This window comes from Thioclava sp. F42-5 (assembly GCF_002213195.1).
GTDB classification, from domain to species: Bacteria; Pseudomonadota; Alphaproteobacteria; order Rhodobacterales; family Rhodobacteraceae; genus Thioclava; species Thioclava nitratireducens.
In genome coordinates this window covers 282,541-302,457 of sequence record NZ_NBNZ01000004.1, presented here as the reverse complement: position 1 = coordinate 302,457, position 19,917 = coordinate 282,541, and the positions used below count along the sequence as shown (strand labels likewise).

Below are 19,917 nucleotides of genomic sequence, written 5' to 3'. Positions count from 1 at the left end.
CGTCCTGAAGGGCAAGAGTATCGATCATCACCCATCCCGCGCCTGCCGTTGCGCCCGCTTGAAGAAGTGACGTGTCGCCTGCTCACGCGCGTCCTTGTCGGTCATGACGATGTTTCGCATCTCGTTATCCTGCTGGAACATCTTCACCATCTGCTGGAAGAACGCTTGAGAAAACGCGTTGTAGACCACGTCGGCCGGATTGTTGCGCATCATCTCGGTCATGTCCTCGTCCATGACGTCGCGAGTCACGCGTTCGAACCGTAGGAAGTCTTCGCGCGAGAACTTCGTCCCGTGTCGATCGTTGAACGCGTCGATGATCTCCGAGAGAGAACGCTCCTCTTCTTCCGTGTATGGATTGGCACCGAACTCGGAGATCGGCTGCAAGGTCGTGGTATCGCCCGCAGTCAGGGACCCACTCCCCTCCTCACCCTTCTGAAGCTTGAAGGCCGCCAGGTCGAGCATGTCGTCCGATACTGTGAGATCGGCCGGCACGTCGCGCGACGGAAGCAACCATGAGAGCCAGGAGCTGTAGGCGTAGAGCTTTTCAAGCCACGCGTCGTTCAGGCGCACGACCTGAGCGACGAAGGCGTAAAAGCGCTGGAAGCTCTTCAGGAGCTGCCGGAACTCCTCTTTCTGCGCCTCATCTTCGTCGAGCAGGAAGCGTTCGACAGTGAGCCGCACGGTCCCTTCTAGAACCAAACGATCCTGTTCGGTCAGGTTGCCCTTGAAGAACTGAGCGGCAAAGCGCTCGACCTCGTCCTTGTTGATATAGGTCGAATTCGAGATCCGCTGTTCGAGATCGTAGACCTGATTGAGATCCGTTCGTTCTTCGAGGGCCGTCGCCTCGAAGAAGGGAGCGAAGGCTTCCTTGATGTCCTCCATAGTATTTTGGAAATCGAGCACGAAGGTGCGGTCCTTGCCGGGATAGGTCCGGTTCAAACGCGCGAGGGTCTGCACCGCCTGAAGTCCCGCCAACTTTTTGTCGACATACATCGCGACCAGTTTCGGCTGGTCGAAGCCAGTCTGATATTTCTCGGCGACCACGAGGACCTGATAGGCATCCGTGTCGAACTTCTTCGGCAACTCGGTTTCGGCGAAGCCGTTCGCAGTCGCTTCGGTCCACTCATTCCCATCGACCGTCAGATCGCCGGAGAACGCGACGAGCGCCTTGAGATCGGAATAGCCCTTGCTTGCGATATATTCGTTCAGACGCTGCCAATAGCGCAGCGCGTGCTCGCGGCTCTGCGTGACGATCATCGCCTTCGCCTTGCCCTCAAGCTCCCGCGCGACATGGCGACGGAAATGCTCGACGATGACCTCGACCTTCTGGTCAATCGCGGTCGGGTGTAACGAGGCATAGCGGGCGACGCGCGCTTGCGCCTTGCGGCCCTTGAAAGCCGGGTCATCCTCGATCGTCTTCTCGAGTTGATAGTAGGCCTTGTAGGTCATGTAGTTCTGGAGCACGTCCAGAATGAACCCCTCCTCGATTGCCTGCCGCATCGAGTAGAGATGGAAGGGGTGCGGTTTGCCGTCAGATCCGATGCGCCCGAAGCGCTCCAGCGTGACGTTGCGCGGGGTCGCGGTGAAGGCAAGGAACGAAATGTTCTTCTGCGGGCCGCGCGCTTTCTGGAATGCCAGAACGAGGTCCTCAATATCCTCGGGGCTGGTGTCATCGCGGGTCAGCGCATCGGTCATCGCCTGAGCCGCTTTCCCGGATTGCGAGGAATGCGCCTCATCGATGATCACCGCGAAGTTCTTTCCGGCCTGTCCTGATATCGTCGCCAGATGCTCAGTGCCGAACTTCTGGATGGTCGTGATGATGATCCGCGCGCCCTTGATGATCGCGTCTTTCAGATCACGGGACCGCGAACCCACCTATGGTGTTCTGAAGCTGCCGGTCCAGCACCAGGCGATCCGTCACGATGATCGCTGTGTCGAAGAGAGGCTGTTCGTTCACGTCATGCAGATTGATGATCTGATGCGCCGTCCAGGCGATTGTGTTCGACTTTCCGGACCCCGCACTGTGCTGGATCAGGTAGTTCTGCCCTGCGCCTTGGGCCTTTGCGTCTGCAAGCACCTTGCGCACCGCATCGAGCTGCTGGAACCGCGGGAAGATCAGCACCTCTTTGCCCTCGCCACGCTCGAGATGGATGAAACGCCCGATCAGATCGAGAAGCACCTCACGCGAGAAGACGGCCTTTCCCTCGGGCAGATCCTTGTAGAGGTAGGCGACGCGGTTCTCACCCGGCACGTCGGGGTTACCGGCACCGCCATTGCGCCCGCGGTTGAAGGGCAGGAACCGCGTCTTGCCGTTCATCAGCCGTGTGGTCATCGACACATTGTCCTGATCCACCGCGAAATGAACGATGGCACCGCGCTTGAAGGTCAGTAGCGGTTCGCCCGCGGGGGAACGATCCTTGCGGTATTGCTTCTCGGCATGTTTGACGTTCTGGCCGGTCAGCAGGTTCTTCACCTCAAGCGTCGTGACCGGAATGCCATTAACGAAGGTCACCAGATCAAGGGCGTTCTTGTTCTTCGCCGAATAGGTCACCTGGCGCATCACCGAGAGGATATTCGCCTCGTAGAGCCGCGTCAGATCCGGGTTCAGGTTCGAGGCGGGTTTGAAGAAGCACAGCGCGAAGCGGATGTTCGGCACCAGCTTGATGCCCTCGCGCAGCACAACGTGGGTCGGGTGCTCCTTCAGAGCCTTGTCGAGACGCTTGAGAACCTCCGCCTCGGCCTGCGCGCTGTAGTGATTTTCCAGCACCTCCCAGGCCTCAGGCTGCGTCGTCTTTAGGAAGCGAAACAGCAACTCGGTGTCGAGGGCATGAGCGACGTCGTAATGGGACGCGGAGTTTCGTTCGACATACCCCTGTTCGGAGGTCAGGCAGGAGACGATATGCGCCTCGAAGACCTTCTCTTGGTGGATGTCGGCAGTGGTGTGGGTGTTGGTCACAACTCGTCCCCACTACTGCCAAAGCCCGGCTGGAAGAGGCGCTTATAGAGGTTCTCGGCATAAGTGTCGGTCATTCCAGCGACATAGTCACAAACCCGACGCTCATCCGTGGCGTCCGGGACACCGTCATCCCAAGATCCTTGGGGAATAAGGTCTTTTGGTGCGGACAGCAACGTCTCGAACAACGTCTCGACGATCATTTGACCTCGACGTTCTAGCTGCTGGACTTTTGCTTTTCGTATGATCAATTGGTAGGCGAGACCCTTGAGCCTCTTGAGAAGTTCACCGTGAGCCGAGGGCAAATCGACGTTGAACCTTAATAGAGGATGCTCGAACCCGCCCTTCACCGTCACTTCGACACTAGTGATGAACAAGTTTACCAGGTTCGAGATCATTTGCTTTCGAGTGAAGCTGTCACCTAAGAGTCCAGAGCAGATGAAATCACTGTTGAACGTGATATCCTTATGTTGGATGCACCCTCCTACTTCGTCGAATACACGGCTGATTTCGGCACGAACTTCCTCTTTGGAAGCCAGGCCCCGGGCTACTATGTCTTCGATATCGTGAATCCCGTAAGCGATATCGTCGGCGAGTTCGAGAATGCTACAATCGAGGCTATGATGCTTGGGCTTACCATGTTCGGGCTGTTGAAAGACCGCTCTGTCGCTTTCACCGAAACCGCGTAATGCCCACTCGACGAAAGGCTTCTCCTCTGTGTGATAGCACTTAGGAGGTTTCGACGCGTATTGAGCTACATCGAACGCATCCATCGCACACGGATATTTGAGCACACTTAAGAGAAGTCGACGCGTTGGATATATCCCCTTGCCTCGTGCCTTGTATTTTTCGAGACGCGTAAGAATTCGAAGAGTTTGCCCATTCCCTTCGAACCCTCCGTGCTCTCGCATAGCGCGATGCAAAGCCTGTTCGCCCTTGTGACCGAAAGGTGGGTGACCAAGATCATGAGCCAAGCACGCTGCTTCAATCAAATCTCGGTTTGGCAACCAATCCTGCACACCAAGCGGCAGAAGTGCCTGCTTCCCTTGTAGGACTTCTAGAATTCCATATCCGATTTGCGCAACTTCGATTGAGTGGGTCAGTCGTGTTCGATGAAAGTCCCCCTCGCCAACACCCATGACTTGCGTCTTGCCTTGAAGCCTCCTGAACGCCGCTGAGTGCATGATCCGCGCTCGATCCCTTTGATAGGGAGATCGAATGTCGCCCGGACGTCGATCCTGGTTCTCGTGAAGACGCTCTTCAAAAAAGGAATGATCTGCAATCAATTCTACTCTCCCAACGTTGGACTATGATAGTCGCATCAACTTCAGTTATTCGCTGAAGTCTCTTCAAACTCCCTCGCCCTGGGGTTGCACGTGTTCGTGGAGGTCGCCGGCCTCGTCGGTCATGCGCCCATCTCCTCTTGGATGGCATCGAGCTGGCGGTCGAGGATGCCGGATTTGGCGTAGGTCGTCACGTCGATCTGACCCGTGACAGCGGCGGTGATCAGGGCGGAGCGGTATTCTTTGAGGCGGTTGATGGACTGAAGCGTCGTATCTTTGATCTTCATGTTCCGGTCTCTATAGGCACGCATCTGGTTAACCAGAGTTGCCTCTTGGTCGCGAGGAGGAATAGGGATTGTGAACTCCCGTGCGTGTTCGAGATTGAACTGTTTTTGTGCTGCACCATATTGGACAATCTCGACCTGATAGCGAACAAAGCGACTGTTGAATGCGTATGCCAACCAGTCGCCGGAACACACTTTGACGGTCACACACATCACTGATGCACAGTTCGCTTCAGGAACGTTATCTGGGATCACCGCAGCAACGCCAGGTGCACCGACTCGAACTACTACCACGTCACTCGGTCGGAGACGCGACGCCTTGAGACGGCGCGAACTGTCAGCAGACATCCTGCGGCAGTTCGCTGTGTCAATGTAGTAGTCCCGGATATTTCCGCCGTAGATGAAAGGTATATCGCCATCGTCGTCTATGTATTCTGAGGGGTTTACGACCACGCCCACTTTCAAACGAGAGGACAGATTCTTGAGTTTCACCAACCTCCAGCCGTCTTCTCTGATCGCTTGATCGCGTGAGGGTTGGAAAGCGAATCCGTTGGTGACCATGCTTTCAATAAACGCCGCTTCTTTCTCCCCCAGCAACGCCACCAACCTCTGCTTTTTCTCGATCAGCAGGTCTATTCTTGCGGTCTCACGGTCCAGAAAGTCGGCGATCTGGCGTTGGGTCGCGAGGTCGGGGTTGGGAATGCGGGTTTCAGCAAGTGGACCAAGGTTCAGTGCGCGAAAGGTTGCACCGCCGATCCCTGCTTCCCACTGCGAATAGCAATGATAACTGCGTAGGCACCAGAACGCGAAACGGGCGTGCAGGGTTGGTCCGGGTGCAACACGTGCTGTCCCCTGCGTCAGGTTCGCGCCGTCGAGGTCGGAGGGAACCTCCATGACCTTTCCGAAGGAGGGACCTATAGAGATTATGAGATCGCCGCTTCTTACCGCACTTCTGCGATACTGCAGCGCGATTTCCGGACTAGTGTGCTTGATTGATCCGAAGTCCTTCACACCAGATTCATCCGTCATGTCAGCAGGTCGAATGTAGGGAACCCCGCCGTCGAACTCGGGTCCCGCTTGCACGATCCCGTATGTGATCGGTCTCGCCGGATCGACCAAGCGTTTGAGTTTGTCGAATCTCACTCAACCACCTCCTGCAGTAGACCTGCGATCTCTGCTTCCAGCGCCTTCAACTCGGCGTCGATCTCCTCAAGCGGGCGGGGCGGGACATATTTGTAGAAGTAGCGGTTGAAGTTGATCTCATATCCGACGCGCCCGACGCCGCCATCCTGGGCGTCGGTGTAGGTCTCATCCACCCAGGCATCGGAGACGAAGGGCAGAACCTCGCGCTGCACATACGCGCGCCAGTCCTCGTTCAGCGGCACCAGCTCGTGATCGCGCAGATCGGTGTCGGGTTCGGGATTGCCGTTTTTGTCGGTGCAGACCTCGGCATCTTCGTCGCGTTCGGACAGCGCAGACAGAACCGCCTTCTTCACCGGCGCCCCCAGCTTCACGCCAGCGGCCCGCAGAGCGTCGCTGAGCGCCTTCTCGAACTTATCGCGAGCGTCCCAGCGCTCACCGCTCGGAAGCCCCTCCAAGGCCTCTAGAACGCGCTCCTGTTCATCCTCGTCCAGCTTGGCGAAGGGCTTGGCCTCGCGCAGCGCCACCAGCCCCTCGGGTGTGACCGAGAAGGCGAGCTTGAGCGGCCGTTCGACCCGGATCTCGCGATAGCCGAAATCGGTATTGTCGAAGATCTTCGACACGTCAGCCCAGTCCGAATTGCCGTTGAGCATGTCGTGGTAGATCCGAGCGATCTCTTCGGTGGCTTCCTGTGGGATCTCGCGCCGCTTCGAGCCGAGCGACTTGCGCATCGATTTCCAGAACCGCTCGCCACTGGCGTCGATTAGCTGCACCTTGCCGCGCCGGTCCTTGTGCTTGCGGTTGGTGAGTAGCCAGACATAGGTCTGGATCCCGGTGTTGTAGAAGAGGTCGGTCGGCAGCGCGATGATCGCCTCGACCCAGTCGTTTTCCAGCATCCATCGCCGGATCTCGCTCTCGCCTGAGCCAGCCCCGCCGGTGAAAAGGGGCGAGCCGTTCATGACGATGCCGATACGCGAGCCTTGCTCATCGTTGCGCATCTTGGAAATCATGTGCTGCAGGAACAGGAGCTGCCCGTCCGAGATCCGGGGCAGGCCTGCACCGAAGCGGCCCTCCATGCCGAGATCGGCGGCCTCCTCCTTGATCGGGTCGGCGTATTTCTTCCAGTCGACCCCATAGGGCGGATTGGAGAGCATGTAGTGGAAGCGTTTGCCCTGGTGAGCATCCTGAGTCAGCGTGTTTCCGAAGGCGATGTTCTCGGGATTGTGCCCGGTTACCAGCATGTCGGATTTGCAGATCGCGAAGGATTCCGGGTTCAGCTCCTGACCGAAGAGCTCGACCCGGATGCGATCGTTGAGATCCTTCATCTCCATCTCAGCGATCGAGAGCATCCCGCCGGTTCCTGCCGCTGGATCATAGACCTGCCGGATGACGCCGCTTCCGGTCAGCGCTTCCTTGTCGTTGACCAGGAGAAGCGAAACGATGAGGCGGATCACCTCGCGTGGGGTGTAGTGTTCACCGGCGGTTTCGTTCGAGATCTCCGAGAAGCGGCGGATCAGGTCTTCGAAGAGATAGCCCATCTCGATGTTCGAGATTGCGTCCGGATGCAGATCGATCTGGGTGAAGCGGTCGAAGACCTGGTAGAGCAGCCCCGCATCATTGAGGCGCTTGAGCTGATCGGTGAACAGGAACTTGTCGAGGAAGATATCCCGGACATTGCCCGAAAAGTTGGTGATGTAGTCGATCAGGTTTCGGTGGATGTCTCTCGCATCCTGCCCCTTGAGCGAGGCGAAGGTGAAACGGGACATGTTGTAGAGCCGGATGTTCTGGCCGACGATACCGGAGAGGAGCGTGTCGCGTGCGTCATCGTCCATGTCCGCGGGCAGGCTCTCGGCCATGGCGAGCACATCAGGCTTGCTCGCCTCTAGAATGCAGTCCAGTCGGCGCAGGACCACGAATGGCAGGACGACCTTGCCATATTCGGACTGCTTGAAGTCGCCGCGAAGAAGTTCTGCAATTGACCAGACGAAACTGCTTAAGCTCTTGATGTCGTTGTTGCTCATGGATCCCTCGAAATTCGCGGACAGGATGTAACGAGGCCCTACGCGGTGCAACTGGTATTCTGACGAACAATCGAGGACCTAATGCTTGGCACTCACATCAGTGGCCGGAAGCCTTTCTGAGCCCCGCTGGTGGGCAGCCGGTCTGCGAATGGCCGATCGAGCATGCGGATCCCATGCGACGATCGCACCTTCACTGCGTATGGCACAGTAAAGGCACCGAGGACCCCATGACCTTCCCCACAACCGCTCAGCTTCCTTTCTTCAAGACGCAAGCACTACCACTGGAATTGCCCCATCGCCTTGAGCGCCTCGAAAACAAGCAACGGCGTCTTGCGGGTAGGTTCTCCCTGGTTCCGGTGATCGATCTCAACTCCTATCGCTTTCACGCGGTCTACGACTGGATCTCCTTCAAAATGCACCTCGGACGGCCAACGCAAGTGCAACATGTTCAGAGAGAGCTACGGAAGTTCCTGGACCGAGACAGCCATATTCACGCTGAAGACATGACAGCGGGCAGCGTGTTCACGACCTGCACCATCAAGATCCAAGAACCTGCGAATCTGACCGCGATCCATACAATCCACCGGGCACTCGCCGCCGCCTTCGGGGAGGCCCTCAGGTCGCGCGTGACGGGCCTTGAGGTCAGCCTTGATGTCTATCCCAGGGAGCCGAGCGATAACGCCCGTAGCGCCCTCCTGGGCGCGCTGCAGCGCACCATCTGGACCGACCGCGACGTTTGGGCGAAGGCGGACAGTCGACCTCGTTCGACACACGGCCGGGGTGCGCAAGCAACAAGAAAGCTCTCTCCCTCACCGGAGCTGGACGACTTCAATCGCAGCAGGCTCGCGGCGGAAAATCATGAGCACCCTGCGATCGACGGCACAATGTATCTCGGAGCGAAAAGCGACGCGGTCATGATCCGCTTGATGGACAAGGTCATCGACACGCAGCGCCCGGACGGCACATATCTCGACTTGCCAGAAAACAAGAAGCGGGTGCGGGTTGAAACAACAATCACCGGCACTGAACTTGAACGGTTAGGTGTCAGTGACATTCCATCGTTGCAGAACCTGCGACCTGAAGACCTTCAAAGGCACTACTTCCGCTTCATGCTGCCGACGTTCGCACACTGCTCACCTCCGACAACCAGGACCGCAATGCTCGGCCTCGTGAAGGACACCGCCAGGGCGAACACTTACCTCAGGTCCGGTGTGACCGGTCTGGCTTCAATGGAAGCCGGGAAGAAGAAGGCCACCGCGAAGGCAGCGCGCGGCATGACGAGAGTTCTGAGGACTAGAGGAACCGGAAGAGCGAGGAAGCGGGGAAACCACAGGCTGAGGCCGCCGCTCGTCGCTTGGGCTGAAATGAACCGGAACGCGCATGTCGCGCTGGTCAATCTCGGAAAGCGTGAGAAGACGGCGCGCGCGCGGATGAGGAGGCAAGAGTAGCGATCGAGAGGGACATGCATGACGGAAGAACAGCAAGGCATACACAAGGGATAAGCACTTACTTACAGTTAAAAGGCGCCCCCGGTGAGCAGCGGACGCCACGACAGCAAGAAAAGGCTCGAGAGCCGGATGTGGTCGTCCTCTGATGCGGCACATTTGTGCAAATATCCTGCGCGATCCGAGGCTTCGAGCAGCGGCCAATCAGGACAAGCCAACCACCTAACGAAGACCATCAGATGAGCGGCACTGATCGATCGAGCAGTCGGTCAGCGACTTACTTGGTGGTCACTCGGAACCACTGCGGTCACGGACATCTACGCGAGAAAGACGGGCCAACTCGTTTCGCAGCTCCTCGTTCTCCCGCATCAGCTCGGCTTTCGTCGGCGTCAAAAGCCAACTAACGAACCCATTTGCATTCGCGCGCTCATCTCCGTGACGACGATCAAACTGCCATGAGATGAACTTCGCTTCGAGCACCAAGAACAGGCAGAAACCGAGTGCGAGAACCGGTGGAACATACTGGTAGAGATCCCACGACATGCCATTCCACTCCTCAAGTAGCTCACTGCTCACATTCAGTTCAGCACGCGTGACACGATCTGACAAGCGCCACGTCGACGGCTGTCTACACCACTCTCGACGCGCTCCGCCGCCAGCTGGATAGCTGCTTAGCTGGATAGCCGGTGAGCTACTCAACCTCGGACAGCGCAAGGCGGAGGCTCGGAAGCTTCCAAGGCCAGCCAAGCACAGCTAAGTGCGCCAAAGAAGCTCCGGGTTTTTGATCGGAGAGGTCGCTCAGGGCCCGCAGAGTTTCCGTGTGCATTTCATGCGGTCATCGTTTAAGGACCGGTCCGACCGGCTTGCGCGATAAGCCATCTCCGTCTTCCAGCTTGCGCCACATCGCGACCACTTCCAGGTCGCTCACACCGCCCGATCGCGGATCAACTGGCTCGCTCGCGAAGCAGTTATTCCAGGCCCCATCCCGGCGTCGGATCAGCTCTCGAACAGCGAGTCTGGATCGAAATCCATGCGTCCTCAATCGAACGTCCGCACATCGTTTTCGATCGCCGTCGCGCCTATTTCGTTTCTTCAGAGCTGCGACTGCCTGCGAAAATCGATTTTCGAACTCGAAAACGTAAACTTCGCGTTAACTCTGACGAAGATAAGCCAAGTATTATTGGGAGAACTCGACCTTCAAGGGTTTACGTTCAGTCCAGGCAGGGGCGCTTGCGAGGCTGAGAACGTAAAGTGAAATGGGCCTTGGCTTTACGTTCTGATGCCCAAACTCAACATTTCTTGCGCCAAACTTTACGTTTGCTTTCCGACTAAGACAGTCAGGTTAAGTGCCGACCGCGAGGTTCGCCGACATGATCTTTCAAGACACGGGCTTCGTCGCGGTTGCGAAGCAGCAGAGCGCCGCTTGGATTGCAGTGGGACCGTTAGCGCGGGAGCGGAAGCGGAAAGAGCGGCTCTGATCAGATGCAGTATGCTTCTGTGTCCGCAGTAAACTTTCCCGGTTGCACATTGAGCAGAAAATTTGCGCCCGTCGCCTCAGCGCTTGCACCCGACGCTTGATTGATAGAAAGCCCTCGGCACACATTAAGGTAGATAGTTTCAAGCATCAGGGGAGGCCAACGTGGTGAAGATGCGCTCGATCTGGATTGCTGCCTCTGTCTGCTTGGTCGCCACACCGATGCTTGGTTTGATCTTTGAGCACTACGGAACCTTCGTGGGCCGCGTGACATCCACCGCGATGATCGTGATTGGGGTGGTGATGCTGATCAAGCACCGTTCATAAGAAGGAAGTTTGGGTCGGTCCGGAGCTGACATCGTTGACCTTGATGACGCTGCGAGACTTCACAACCCAGGTTTCTCCGGCACGCACTTCATGCAGTTCGACTTCGGCATCAAGGACCAGACCTTCGCGCAGCGGGATCTCTCGCTGCCCCGACAGCGTCTGCGACAGAAACTCATCGTCGAGCACCTTCGCTCCGAACTCGAAGCCATTCGCGGCGAAGCGCCAAGCACGGTTATCTGCCGTCAGCCGAGGCTGGATCAGCAAAAGGTCCATGCGCTCGACCCGTTTGCGCTCTTCCGGTTCGATGTCCTCAGGCACTCCGCGGGCGCGCAGTGCGAATTGCTCGCGCGGGATGATGAAGTCAGGCGGTGCATCGTGATCGCCGCCTAGACCTACGCCTACGATCGTTTTGTCCTTTTGCAGTGAGGAGTAGAATTGCTGCACGTGCTTCGAGGCATCCCCGTTCCTCGCGACCCCGGTCAAGATCGCTCGGCAGTCCTCTCGGACTTCCGAAATCTCTTCGTCCGTTGCACGACCATGCAGCATTTCGACTACTTTGGCATCAATCGCATTGAGGAACTTGTCTAGATAGTGTGACCCGATTTGTGCAGGCAGCCAGCCGATGATCCCGGTCAGGATACAACCCACAGCCACTCCGCGACGATGAGCTTTCTTGTCCTCGTCAGAGCCTTCATTGCCGGAGATAAGCTTTATCAGGCTATTCAGGCGTAGACTGCTCTCCTTGCCATTCTGCACGACGACTTGGAAATGTGCCCCCGGATCGGCAAATGCGACCACGTCTTTCATCGCATTGATGAGATGGATGGACGCTTCGGAGACTACTTCGAGGTCTGCAAACTCTCCCTGTTCGAGATCGAGATAAATACTGAGAGGAAATTCTTGCTTTGAAGTCACCGTAAACACCTGAATTGACCGACGCTCGCACTTTGGGAGCGAGGGGAATTCAGGTCAAGTAAGGACGGGCGACGGGTCGGGCTAGGGCTAGGGTTGAGCCCTCACATGTAATGCCCCTCTGGACCGCTGCCCGGCCAGTCGTAGCTTCATCACCACACGACGCTTAGTTCGCACATGTGCCAAATCCATGCTATCTGATTGCCTTATCGGAGACGAGTGTCCGCTCTGGTTGCGCTGGCTTGGTTCGCTTCGCTAGACATGAGAAACTACTTGAACCATTTCCGACCTCGTGGTCGGAAGCGCCGAACAATACGCTTTCGTCGACCTACGGGTTAAACCTGCGTCGCCGACCCGGAGGGTTCGTGCGCCCCTACATCGCGACCACCGGCTGCATCCCCATCACTTCAGAACGCTTTTCCTAGGACTTCGCATCCCACGCGCTGCAGCAACTCCCCACCCGCTCATCTGACGCGCGGTCGATATGGTCTTGGTATCGACCACGAGACGAGCACATCAGATGACACACCCATATGAAGACAGCGACGCAGCCAAATTCCTGCGCGACCGCATCCAGGCGCTTTCGCACCGCAAGACACAGGCTGAGATCGCAGCCGAGGCGGGCTTCACGAACCCGAACATGATCACGATCCTGAAGTCCGGCCGCAGCAAAATCCCGCTGGACAGACTCCCCTCGCTCGCTCAAGCATTGGAATGCGACCCTGCCTTTCTGATGCGCCTTGCGCTGGTGCAGGCAGTTGGGAAGACAGCAGCGCTCGCGATAGGCGACATCTTCGGCATCGCAGTGACAGAAAACGAAAAAAGCTGGCTCGAAGAACTTCGGGATGCTTCTGGTCACACTGATCCGCGGCTGACTGCGAGATCACGGGTTACCCTCAGAGGGATATTTGGGAAATGACTGAAGGCATATTCATGGTGCCCACCGCACCCGCTGGCAACTGGACTGATCTTAGCGAGAACGAGAAGGTCTGGATCGAGTTTATCAGGGTTATTAGCGGTGGCACCGATCCGAAGCTGACATCGACCCGTCTCCAGGCGCTTAAAGATCTCATCGATGCGGGATGAACCGCCCATCAGAATGCGCCCCGTTCCTAGGAAGCGGGGCGCCCCTCCAGACATCACGTCCGATGGAGCAAGCTACATTTCGAGATGCGTCGCAAAGCACGCTTGCAGGGCAGCTTCGTGTTCAAGCACATCCGAAGAACGCCACCGAGTGCAGCCAGGGCCAACTTTGACGGCCTTCGGAAAGCTGCCGTTGCGCTTCCAGCGCCAGATCGTGTCGGTGGAAACGTTGAAGTGCTTGGCGACCTGCTCGACGGTCAGATAGGCGGGCATGGGTGTATGATTCTGCATCATTCGCGGTCCTATAGGCGAGTTAGGGCATATAGGCTCCATACCGCTGACACGATCAGACGTCGCATGGCATTTTGACTTCGAGCGAAGATTCTGTCGACCGAACGAGCAGAGCAGCACGTTCGTTTTGTAGCCCAGGTGTAGCCCAGCGAAGAAAATCGACGGAGCTGAGCGAAGCCGTTCGCCCTTATCGATCAATAATTACTGGGGTTTTAAGTGGTGCCCGGAGGCGGATTCGAACCACCGACACGCGGATTTTCAATCCGCTGCTCTACCAACTGAGCTATCCGGGCACTTCGACCTTTCGGTCTTGGTGGAGCGGTTACTAGACGAGGGCGCGGGGGGTGTCCAGAGGGATTTCGCAGAAAATTCCGCGATCTTGCGAAAGGTTTTCAGTGCGGCTTGCCGGGGGGCAAATCATCGCCTGCGAGGCCGGTCGGCGCGCGCTCTTCTTCCTCGGCGATATCGCCGGGAATGACGTAGGAGCCGTTCAGCCAGCGCGCCAGATCGACGTCGGCACAGCGCTTGGAACAGAAGGGGCGGTATTTCGGGTCGGCCTCCTTGCCGCAGATCGGGCAGCTCATATCGCCTCCGTCGTCTGGCCCCGCAAGAGACGTGCGAGCGGCACGCGGTCGCGCTTGCGTTGCATCTCGAAATTGCCCAGCGGCGTCCAGCCTGCGAGCGAGGTCTCTGGCTCGCCTTTTACGGCGCGGCGCAGCTGCTGCTCCAGCGCCTGACGGTCGCGCTTGGGCATCGGGGCAAAGTCGATCACGACCTGCCCCCCAAGGCCACGCAGGCGCAGCTGACGCGGCAACTCTCGGGCCGCGGCGATATTCGCCTTCAGCGCCGCGGCGGGCGTCGTGTCGTTGCCGGTATTGACGTCGACCGAGATCAAGGCACGGGTCGGCTCGATCATCAGATGCGCCCCGCCCGGAAGGTCGACCCGCGGGTGTAGAAGCGCTTCGATCGCGTCGGTGACGCAGTGATCGTCGAACCCGCCTTCGATCACCTCGTCGGGCACCGGTTCGGCCCAGTCGCGCCAGGCTTCTTCATGCGGATCGGGAGCGTCGACGAGCAGCTCCGGCCCGCCTTCAGTATCGTTAGTCACGGCCTCGGCCAGCTCGCGCATCGCGGCGACATCTTCTGCCACCTCATCGAGCGCCACATGGGCCGCGGCAGAGCGCAGGATCACGCCCATATCCGAGCCTTCCATCACCGCCTCGGCTGCTGCCTGCAGATCGGCGCGCAGATTCTCTTCATGGATCCGCCGGGAGACGTTGATTCCGGGCGCGCCGGGGGTGACGATGCCGTAGCGCGACTTGAACAGCACCCGCAGCGTCACAGGCAGCGCCTTGCCGGGCTCGGTGCCGCCGGAGACCATGCAGATCACGGTTTGGCCGGGGGCGAGCCCCTTCACCTCTTTCAGAAAGCCGCGCGCGCCTTCGGGCAGATCGACGAAGACGCCGCCCTGCCCTTTCATCTGGCGACCGATCGTGCCGCGCAGAATCGCGCCGGGGGCAAAGCTGATCTCGTCGGAAGTGTCGATGATCAGGTCTTCGAGTTGCCCGTCGACCATCAGCGCCGCCGCTTCGCGACCGGCGATTTCGTCCAGCAGAACCAAACGCCCCTGCATTACACTTCCCCTCGAATGCCCGCGCTTGCGAGCAGCGTTGCGGTTTCTGCGAGCGGCAGCCCGACGACAGCGGTGAACGAGCCCTGGATCCACGGCACGAACGCGCCGCCGCGCCCCTGGATGGCGTAGCCACCCGCCTTGCCGTGCCATTCGCCCGAGGCGAGATAGCCGTTCACGTCCTCGTCGCTAAGCGGTTTGAACTTCACCACCGTATCGACGAGCCGCTCGCGCAGGCCCTGCGCCGTGCGGATCGCCACGGCGGTAAACACATGGTGCCGACGCCCGGAGAGCAGCCAGAGGAACTCCGCCGCCTCCTTCTCGTCTTCGGGTTTGCCCAAGATGCGGCGCCCGCAGGTCACCGTTGTATCGGCGCTCAACAGCACCTCGTCGTCGGCCACATCAAGCGCCATCGCTTTCTCGCGGGCCATGCGAGCGACATAGTCGCGCGCGGCCTCGCCTTTGAACGGCGTTTCGTCGATATCGGCGGGGCGCACGTCAAAAGGCTCCAGCCCGAGCTGGGCCAGAAGCTCTCGCCGCCGCGGGCTCGCCGAGCCGAGGATCAGCTTCACTTGAAGCGGTAGTTGATACGACCCTTCGTGAGGTCGTAGGTGTTCATTTCCACCTGAACCTTGTCGCCTGCCAGAACGCGGATGCGGTTCTTACGCATCTTGCCTGCCATATGCGCGATGATCTCATGGCCGTTTTCCAGCTCGACCCGAAACGTCGCGTTAGGCAGGAGTTCCTTCACGACACCGGGAAATTCGAGCATTTCTTCCTTGGCCATGGTCACTCCGTAAATGGTTACCCGCGCCATCTGCGGGCGAGCGTTTAAATGCGCCCGTAAGCCGCGAAATTCAAGGGGAATGTCAAGGCTGGGCGGGGTTTTCCGAGGCGATCCGGATTATTTGGGCCGCATCAGACTGCTCGGACCAATGTTTGTAGGGCAAAACAGCTCCTGCAGTCCGGCTTTGCGCGACGCGATCCAAGTCCACCGTCGCGAAGGTCCAGCCGGGTGAGTCGGGGGCCCCTTCGGCCACGACCCCGCTTTCGGGCCAGAGCCCATCGGGCGGCGCGAAGATCGCAGCCGTGCCCCGGTTCTCGTCCACCGCCGGGCACCAAAGCGCATCGCCCACGGTCGGCGCCTGAACGGTCACGCATTGGTTTTCCAGCGCCCGCGCCATCGCACCTATCCGCACCCGGTTGTAGCCCGCGAGCGTGTCGGTGCAGGAGGGCACGAGGATGATCTCTGCCCCCGCCTCGGCCAGCGCGCGCGCCAGCAGGGGGAACTCGCTGTCGTAGCAGATGGTGACCCCGATCTTGCCGAGCGCGGTGTCGAAAAGCGCCAGCCCCTCGCCCGCATCGACATGCCAGATCTCGCGCTCGAACCGCGTCATGATCGCCTTGTCCTGATGCCCGATCAGCCCGCCGGGACCGAACAGGCTCGCCCGGTTCACGCGCTTAGGCCCTTCGATGACGGGGCCGGAGGGGGCGAGGATATGCACGCCATGTTTTGCCGCGAGATTTGCGAACAGCGTCTCCATATCCGCGCGTAATCCGGCGACATGCGCCAGCGCGGCTTCCAGGTCAGCCGCAACCTCTGCACCGCCGAGGCTGGCCAACTCCATCGCGCCGTATTCGGGAAAAACCAGAAGCAGCGCGCCCTGCCCCGCGGCCTCGGTCACCCAAGTCGTAACCTTCGCCGCGTAGCCCGCCCAATCGTCGAACCAGTCGAGCGGATAGGCCGCCGCGGCTATCGTCACATCGCGGCTCACAGCGGGCGTCCCCAGAATTGCAGTGCCTTCTCGGTCTGCTGATCCTCACCTAGATCGGTCCATTTGAACCGCGCGATTACGCCGGCCATCGGCGCATAGCCCCGCTTGCGCCAGAACCCGTCGAGCGGGCGGTAATCGGCGGGCTTCAAGGGATGATCGTCGGGCCGGATCACCGAGCAGAAGACCGAATGACCGCGCCCCAGCTCGCGCGCATGGGCCTCGCGGTGATCGAAGAAGGCGTGACCGAGCCCCTGACCGCGATATTCCGGCAGCAACACGGATTCAGCGCAGTAGAACACGTCTTCCAGCTTCAACCCGGTGCCCGCGAAAGGCGCCGCGAAATCACCGGCGTGATCTTCCAGCGGCGTGCCCGTGGCCGCTCCAACCAATGTCGTCCCGTCGAACGCGCCGACGACCACCGCCGCATCGCTCTCGCGGTAGCTCTGGATATAACGCCGCTCATACTCCAGCGAGCCGTCATAGATGTAGGGCCAGTCCCGGAAGACCGCGATCCGCAGCCGCGCCACGTCGTCAAGCGCCGCATCCAGCGCCTCTCCGGTCAACCGCCGCACCTCCATCACGAGACCTGCGCGATCCAGTCGGCGAGGTTGTAATAGGTGACCACGCGCGTGATCTTGCCCTCGTCGAGCGTGAAGAACGCCCCCGCCGGCAGGACATAGCTTTGCCCATGCGCCTCGGGCAGCCCGTCATCGGTCTCCAGATAGGCGCCGTTCACGATGAACTCTGCCGCACCGCGGGTACCGGCATCGTTCGCCATGATCACCATGTCGGTCAGTTGCTCGCGATAGCAGCGGCTCATATGCGCGTTGAATTCGCGGAACGCCTCGATCCCGTGGCGGATTTTCCCCTCGTTCACATGATGCGCAAAGGGCTCGCCCAGCAGCCGCTCCATCGCCTTGGTATCGCCTTCGTTGAAGGCATCGTAGTAACGCGTGATCGTGTCGAGAGCGCGGGCGCGAGGCATGGTCTTACTCCTGAGGGGGGCCGAAACGGTCGATGAGATGACGACGGATCTGGTCGCGGGTGTCGCGATAGGCAGCGAGTTTGGCCTCGCGCGTCTCGCCAATCCCGGTCGGGTCGAGAATCGGCCAATATTCCACGTCGAGATGGAAAAACCGCGTCAGTTCCAACGCCTGACGCTGCGAGGCGGGCGAAAGTGCGATCACCAGATCGAAGGCCGACAGATCGTCGCCCCATTCCTGCAACTCGGTGAAAGAGCGCGCGCGGTGTCGCTCCAGATTGACGCCGATCTCCGCCATCACCGCGATGGTGAACCCGTCGATCTCCAGATCGGCCTTCACGCCCACTGACTGCACGTAACATTCGGTGCCGTAAAATTTCTTCATCATCCCCTCGGCCATCGGGGAGCGCGTGGAGTTATGATCGCACGCAAAAAGAACGGAGTTGGGGATCTCGCCCATTCCGATTACCTCGGGGCGAGAACGGCAACGAGGGTAAAGAGGCGCCGCGCCGTGTCGATGTCGATCTCGGCCTTGCCTTCGAGGCGTTCTTGCAGGATGCGCGCGCCTTCGTTGTGTATGCCGCGCCGCGCCATGTCGATCGCTTCGATCTGGCTGGGCGGCAGTTTCTTGACCGCCTCGAAATAGCTCTCGCAGATCTGGAAATAGTCCTTCACCGCCTGCCGGAACGGGCCGAAGGACAGATGGAACTCCGCCACTTTCGCGCCGCTCTCGGTTTCGGTGTCGAAGACCAGCCGCCGGTCGCGCACTGCCAGCGTCAACGTGAACGGCCCTTCCGGCGCGGGTTGGCCGTCACGACCCGGGATGTCGAAGCTGTTATCCTCGAGCAGGTCGTAGATCGCGACCTTGCGCTCCTGCTCGATCTCGGGCGAGGGCGCGGGAAGGCCGCTCGTGTCCAGCTGGATATGCGAAATCCGGGCCATCACCCCTCCCCTTCGTCATTGAGCGCATCGAGCCGCGCACGCACCGACAGCCCATGCGCCTCGAGGCTTTCCGATTTCGCCAGAATCTCCGCCGAAGGGCCGATCGCCTTCAGCGCGCCGGGCGTCATCTTCGCCATGGTCGTGCGCTTGATGAAATCCATCACCGAGAGGCCTGAGGAAAACCGCGCCGAGCGCGCCGTGGGCAGAACGTGGTTCGGCCCGCCAATATAGTCGCCGATCGCTTCGGGTGTGTAGGCACCAAGGAAAATGGCGCCCGCGTGTGTGATCGCTTCCGCCAGCCAATCGGGATCGGCGACGCAAAGTTCCAGATGCTCGGGGGCCACCCGGTTCGACAGCTCGGCTGCCTCCATCAGATCCCGCGCGACGATCACCGCCCCGAAATCGCGCCAGCTGGCGCCCGCGATGGCGCGGCGCTCCAGCGTCTCGAGCCGTTTTTCGACCGCCGCCACAACCGCCTTGCCGAAGGCCTCGTCGGTGGTGATCAGGATCGCCTGCGCGCTCTCGTCATGCTCGGCCTGGCTCATCAGGTCGAGCGCGATCCAGTCCGGATCGCCCGTGCCGTCTGCGATCACGAGGATTTCGGACGGCCCCGCGATCATGTCGATGCCCACGCGCCCGAACACGCGCCGCTTGGCCGCCGCCACGAAAGCGTTGCCCGGCCCGGTGATCTTGTCGACCGCCGTGACCGTTTCGGTCCCGTAGGCCAGCGCTGCAATCGCCTGCGCGCCGCCCATCCGGTAAACCGTATCGACTCCCGCGAGTTGCGCCGCCAGCAGCACCAACGGGTTCACCGCCCCGCCCGGCGTCGGGCAGGCGACCACAAGCCGCTCTACGCCCGCGACCTTCGCCGGGATTGCGTTCATCAGCACCGAAGAGGGATAGCTCGCCAATCCGCCGGGTACATAGAGCCCCGCCGCCGAAACCGGTCCCCAGCGCCAGCCAAGCTCCGCCCCGCTCGCATCGATCCAGCGCGCGTCATGCGGCATCTGACGCTCGTGATAGGCGCGGATGCGCTCGGCCGCCAGTTCCAGCGCCGCGCGCTCCTCGGCAGGCACTTTCGCGACCTCGGCCTCGATTTCGTCGGGAGAGAAAGCCAGCGTCTCGGGCGCCAGCTCCAGCCGGTCGAATTTCGCGGTCAGCTCGATCAGCGCCGCATCGCCCCGCTTGCGGATATCTGCGATGATCTCGGCCACGACAGCATCCACATCGGGACTGTCCTCGCGCTTCATCCCCAGAAGTTCGACAAACCGGGCTTCAAACCCATCTTCGCGCGTGTCCAGAAAATGCGGCATCGACAGTCTCCTTTTCCGCTTTTCGGATTAGAGACTCCCGCCCTGCCCCGCAAGCACGACGC

The 19,917-nt window shown here is 59.8% G+C and carries 22 protein-coding genes and 1 tRNA gene; 4 read left to right on the top strand and 19 right to left on the bottom strand.

What is annotated here, in order from left to right; genetic code table 11:
* Positions 1-27: 27 nt before the first annotated feature.
* The 5 genes from B6V74_RS19085 to B6V74_RS13045 form a co-directional block, all read right to left on the bottom strand.
* Positions 28-1,875, bottom strand: a complete 1,848-nt coding sequence (locus B6V74_RS19085; protein ID WP_206185204.1) for a type I restriction endonuclease subunit R — start codon at positions 1,873-1,875, stop codon at positions 28-30.
* On the bottom strand, positions 1,856-2,956 hold the full coding sequence (locus B6V74_RS19225) for a type I restriction endonuclease (RefSeq protein ID WP_206185203.1): 1,101 nt from the start codon (positions 2,954-2,956) through the stop codon (positions 1,856-1,858). The genes B6V74_RS19085 and B6V74_RS19225 overlap by 20 nt, the downstream gene beginning before the upstream one ends.
* On the bottom strand, positions 2,953-4,239 hold the full coding sequence (locus B6V74_RS13055; RefSeq protein WP_088723002.1) for an anti-phage deoxyguanosine triphosphatase: 1,287 nt from the start codon (positions 4,237-4,239) through the stop codon (positions 2,953-2,955). Before B6V74_RS13055 ends, B6V74_RS19225 begins: the two co-directional genes overlap by 4 nt.
* Before the next feature lie 119 nt (positions 4,240-4,358).
* Positions 4,359-5,663, bottom strand: a complete 1,305-nt coding sequence (locus tag B6V74_RS13050) for a restriction endonuclease subunit S (protein WP_088723001.1) — start codon at positions 5,661-5,663, stop codon at positions 4,359-4,361.
* Positions 5,660-7,681 (bottom strand): class I SAM-dependent DNA methyltransferase, encoded by a 2,022-nt coding sequence (locus tag B6V74_RS13045; protein WP_088723000.1) that lies wholly within the window; start codon positions 7,679-7,681, stop codon positions 5,660-5,662. The genes B6V74_RS13050 and B6V74_RS13045 overlap by 4 nt, the downstream gene beginning before the upstream one ends.
* Positions 7,682-7,908: 227 nt before the next feature.
* Between B6V74_RS13045 and B6V74_RS13040 the strand changes: the two genes are divergently transcribed.
* The gene (locus B6V74_RS13040) at positions 7,909-9,129 is read left to right on the top strand and encodes a hypothetical protein (RefSeq protein WP_088722999.1); all 1,221 of its coding nucleotides are present in this window, start codon (positions 7,909-7,911) and stop codon (positions 9,127-9,129) included.
* Positions 9,130-9,414: 285 nt separating this feature from the next.
* On the opposite strand, the gene B6V74_RS13035 is transcribed toward B6V74_RS13040, so the two are convergent.
* On the bottom strand, positions 9,415-9,669 hold the full coding sequence (locus B6V74_RS13035; protein WP_088722998.1) for a hypothetical protein: 255 nt from the start codon (positions 9,667-9,669) through the stop codon (positions 9,415-9,417).
* A gap of 1,096 nt (positions 9,670-10,765) precedes the next feature.
* Here B6V74_RS13035 and B6V74_RS19010 point away from each other — a divergent pair.
* Positions 10,766-10,927 (top strand): hypothetical protein, encoded by a 162-nt coding sequence (locus B6V74_RS19010; RefSeq protein ID WP_168184225.1) that lies wholly within the window; start codon positions 10,766-10,768, stop codon positions 10,925-10,927.
* On the opposite strand, the gene B6V74_RS13030 is transcribed toward B6V74_RS19010, so the two are convergent.
* Positions 10,922-11,842 carry a hypothetical protein gene (locus tag B6V74_RS13030; protein ID WP_146694552.1) on the bottom strand — a complete coding sequence of 307 codons (921 nt, stop codon included), beginning with the start codon at positions 11,840-11,842 and terminating at the stop codon, positions 10,922-10,924. The two genes, B6V74_RS19010 and B6V74_RS13030, sit on opposite strands and share 6 nt — an antisense overlap.
* 517 nt (positions 11,843-12,359) lie before the next feature.
* On the opposite strand from B6V74_RS13030, the gene B6V74_RS13025 reads away from it, so the two are divergent.
* Positions 12,360-12,758, top strand: a complete 399-nt coding sequence (locus B6V74_RS13025; RefSeq protein WP_088722996.1) for a helix-turn-helix transcriptional regulator — start codon at positions 12,360-12,362, stop codon at positions 12,756-12,758.
* Positions 12,755-12,925 carry a hypothetical protein gene (locus tag B6V74_RS19005; RefSeq protein WP_168184219.1) on the top strand — a complete coding sequence of 57 codons (171 nt, stop codon included), beginning with the start codon at positions 12,755-12,757 and terminating at the stop codon, positions 12,923-12,925. The genes B6V74_RS13025 and B6V74_RS19005 overlap by 4 nt, the downstream gene beginning before the upstream one ends.
* A 72-nt stretch (positions 12,926-12,997) precedes the next feature.
* Here B6V74_RS19005 and B6V74_RS13020 read toward each other — a convergent pair whose 3' ends face one another.
* The 12 genes from B6V74_RS13020 to hisD form a co-directional block, all read right to left on the bottom strand.
* On the bottom strand, positions 12,998-13,195 hold the full coding sequence (locus tag B6V74_RS13020) for a helix-turn-helix domain-containing protein (protein ID WP_240497103.1): 198 nt from the start codon (positions 13,193-13,195) through the stop codon (positions 12,998-13,000).
* Positions 13,196-13,430: 235 nt separating this feature from the next.
* Positions 13,431-13,506, bottom strand: a tRNA-Phe gene (locus tag B6V74_RS13015).
* 99 nt (positions 13,507-13,605) lie between these two features.
* Complete coding sequence (yacG, locus tag B6V74_RS13010; RefSeq protein WP_088720315.1) at positions 13,606-13,797, bottom strand: DNA gyrase inhibitor YacG; 192 nt, start codon at positions 13,795-13,797, stop codon at positions 13,606-13,608.
* Positions 13,794-14,846 (bottom strand): ribonuclease E/G, encoded by a 1,053-nt coding sequence (locus tag B6V74_RS13005; RefSeq protein ID WP_088722995.1) that lies wholly within the window; start codon positions 14,844-14,846, stop codon positions 13,794-13,796. The genes yacG and B6V74_RS13005 overlap by 4 nt, the downstream gene beginning before the upstream one ends.
* Positions 14,846-15,415, bottom strand: coding sequence for a Maf family protein (locus tag B6V74_RS13000; RefSeq protein ID WP_075775994.1), 570 nt, complete (start codon positions 15,413-15,415; stop codon positions 14,846-14,848). Before B6V74_RS13000 ends, B6V74_RS13005 begins: the two co-directional genes overlap by 1 nt.
* Positions 15,412-15,630 carry a translation initiation factor IF-1 gene (gene infA, locus B6V74_RS12995; protein ID WP_010397442.1) on the bottom strand — a complete coding sequence of 73 codons (219 nt, stop codon included), beginning with the start codon at positions 15,628-15,630 and terminating at the stop codon, positions 15,412-15,414. Before infA ends, B6V74_RS13000 begins: the two co-directional genes overlap by 4 nt.
* Before the next feature lie 82 nt (positions 15,631-15,712).
* On the bottom strand, positions 15,713-16,606 hold the full coding sequence (locus B6V74_RS12990; protein WP_088723071.1) for a carbon-nitrogen hydrolase family protein: 894 nt from the start codon (positions 16,604-16,606) through the stop codon (positions 15,713-15,715).
* A gap of 8 nt (positions 16,607-16,614) precedes the next feature.
* Positions 16,615-17,196, bottom strand: a complete 582-nt coding sequence (locus B6V74_RS12985; RefSeq protein ID WP_088722994.1) for a GNAT family N-acetyltransferase — start codon at positions 17,194-17,196, stop codon at positions 16,615-16,617.
* Complete coding sequence (locus B6V74_RS12980) at positions 17,196-17,603, bottom strand: ketosteroid isomerase-related protein (RefSeq protein ID WP_088722993.1); 408 nt, start codon at positions 17,601-17,603, stop codon at positions 17,196-17,198. The genes B6V74_RS12985 and B6V74_RS12980 overlap by 1 nt, the downstream gene beginning before the upstream one ends.
* 4 nt (positions 17,604-17,607) lie before the next feature.
* The gene (locus B6V74_RS12975; protein WP_075775991.1) at positions 17,608-18,060 is read right to left on the bottom strand and encodes a low molecular weight phosphatase family protein; all 453 of its coding nucleotides are present in this window, start codon (positions 18,058-18,060) and stop codon (positions 17,608-17,610) included.
* 5 nt (positions 18,061-18,065) lie between these two features.
* Positions 18,066-18,542 (bottom strand): UPF0262 family protein, encoded by a 477-nt coding sequence (locus B6V74_RS12970; RefSeq protein ID WP_075775990.1) that lies wholly within the window; start codon positions 18,540-18,542, stop codon positions 18,066-18,068.
* Entirely contained in the window at positions 18,542-19,855 is a 1,314-nt protein-coding gene (hisD, locus tag B6V74_RS12965) for a histidinol dehydrogenase (RefSeq protein ID WP_088722992.1), read from the bottom strand. Before hisD ends, B6V74_RS12970 begins: the two co-directional genes overlap by 1 nt.
* Positions 19,856-19,917: the final 62 nt, after the last annotated feature.

Coding starts and splice junctions, on each gene's coding strand:
- B6V74_RS13045 (WP_088723000.1), bottom strand. CDS start 7,681: ATGAGCAACAACGACATCAAGAGCTTAAGCAGTTTCGTCTGGTCAATT.
- B6V74_RS19005 (WP_168184219.1), top strand. CDS start 12,755: ATGACTGAAGGCATATTCATGGTGCCCACCGCACCCGCTGGCAACTGG.
- infA (WP_010397442.1), bottom strand. CDS start 15,630: ATGGCCAAGGAAGAAATGCTCGAATTTCCCGGTGTCGTGAAGGAACTC.
- B6V74_RS12975 (WP_075775991.1), bottom strand. CDS start 18,060: ATGGGCGAGATCCCCAACTCCGTTCTTTTTGCGTGCGATCATAACTCC.
- B6V74_RS13040 (WP_088722999.1), top strand. CDS start 7,909: ATGACCTTCCCCACAACCGCTCAGCTTCCTTTCTTCAAGACGCAAGCA.
- B6V74_RS13035 (WP_088722998.1), bottom strand. CDS start 9,669: ATGTCGTGGGATCTCTACCAGTATGTTCCACCGGTTCTCGCACTCGGT.
- B6V74_RS13005 (WP_088722995.1), bottom strand. CDS start 14,846: ATGCAGGGGCGTTTGGTTCTGCTGGACGAAATCGCCGGTCGCGAAGCG.
- B6V74_RS12980 (WP_088722993.1), bottom strand. CDS start 17,603: ATGCCTCGCGCCCGCGCTCTCGACACGATCACGCGTTACTACGATGCC.
- hisD (WP_088722992.1), bottom strand. CDS start 19,855: ATGCCGCATTTTCTGGACACGCGCGAAGATGGGTTTGAAGCCCGGTTT.
- B6V74_RS12985 (WP_088722994.1), bottom strand. CDS start 17,196: ATGGAGGTGCGGCGGTTGACCGGAGAGGCGCTGGATGCGGCGCTTGAC.
- B6V74_RS13020 (WP_240497103.1), bottom strand. CDS start 13,195: ATGCCCGCCTATCTGACCGTCGAGCAGGTCGCCAAGCACTTCAACGTT.
- B6V74_RS13025 (WP_088722996.1), top strand. CDS start 12,360: ATGACACACCCATATGAAGACAGCGACGCAGCCAAATTCCTGCGCGAC.
- yacG (WP_088720315.1), bottom strand. CDS start 13,797: ATGAGCTGCCCGATCTGCGGCAAGGAGGCCGACCCGAAATACCGCCCC.
- B6V74_RS12970 (WP_075775990.1), bottom strand. CDS start 18,542: ATGGCCCGGATTTCGCATATCCAGCTGGACACGAGCGGCCTTCCCGCG.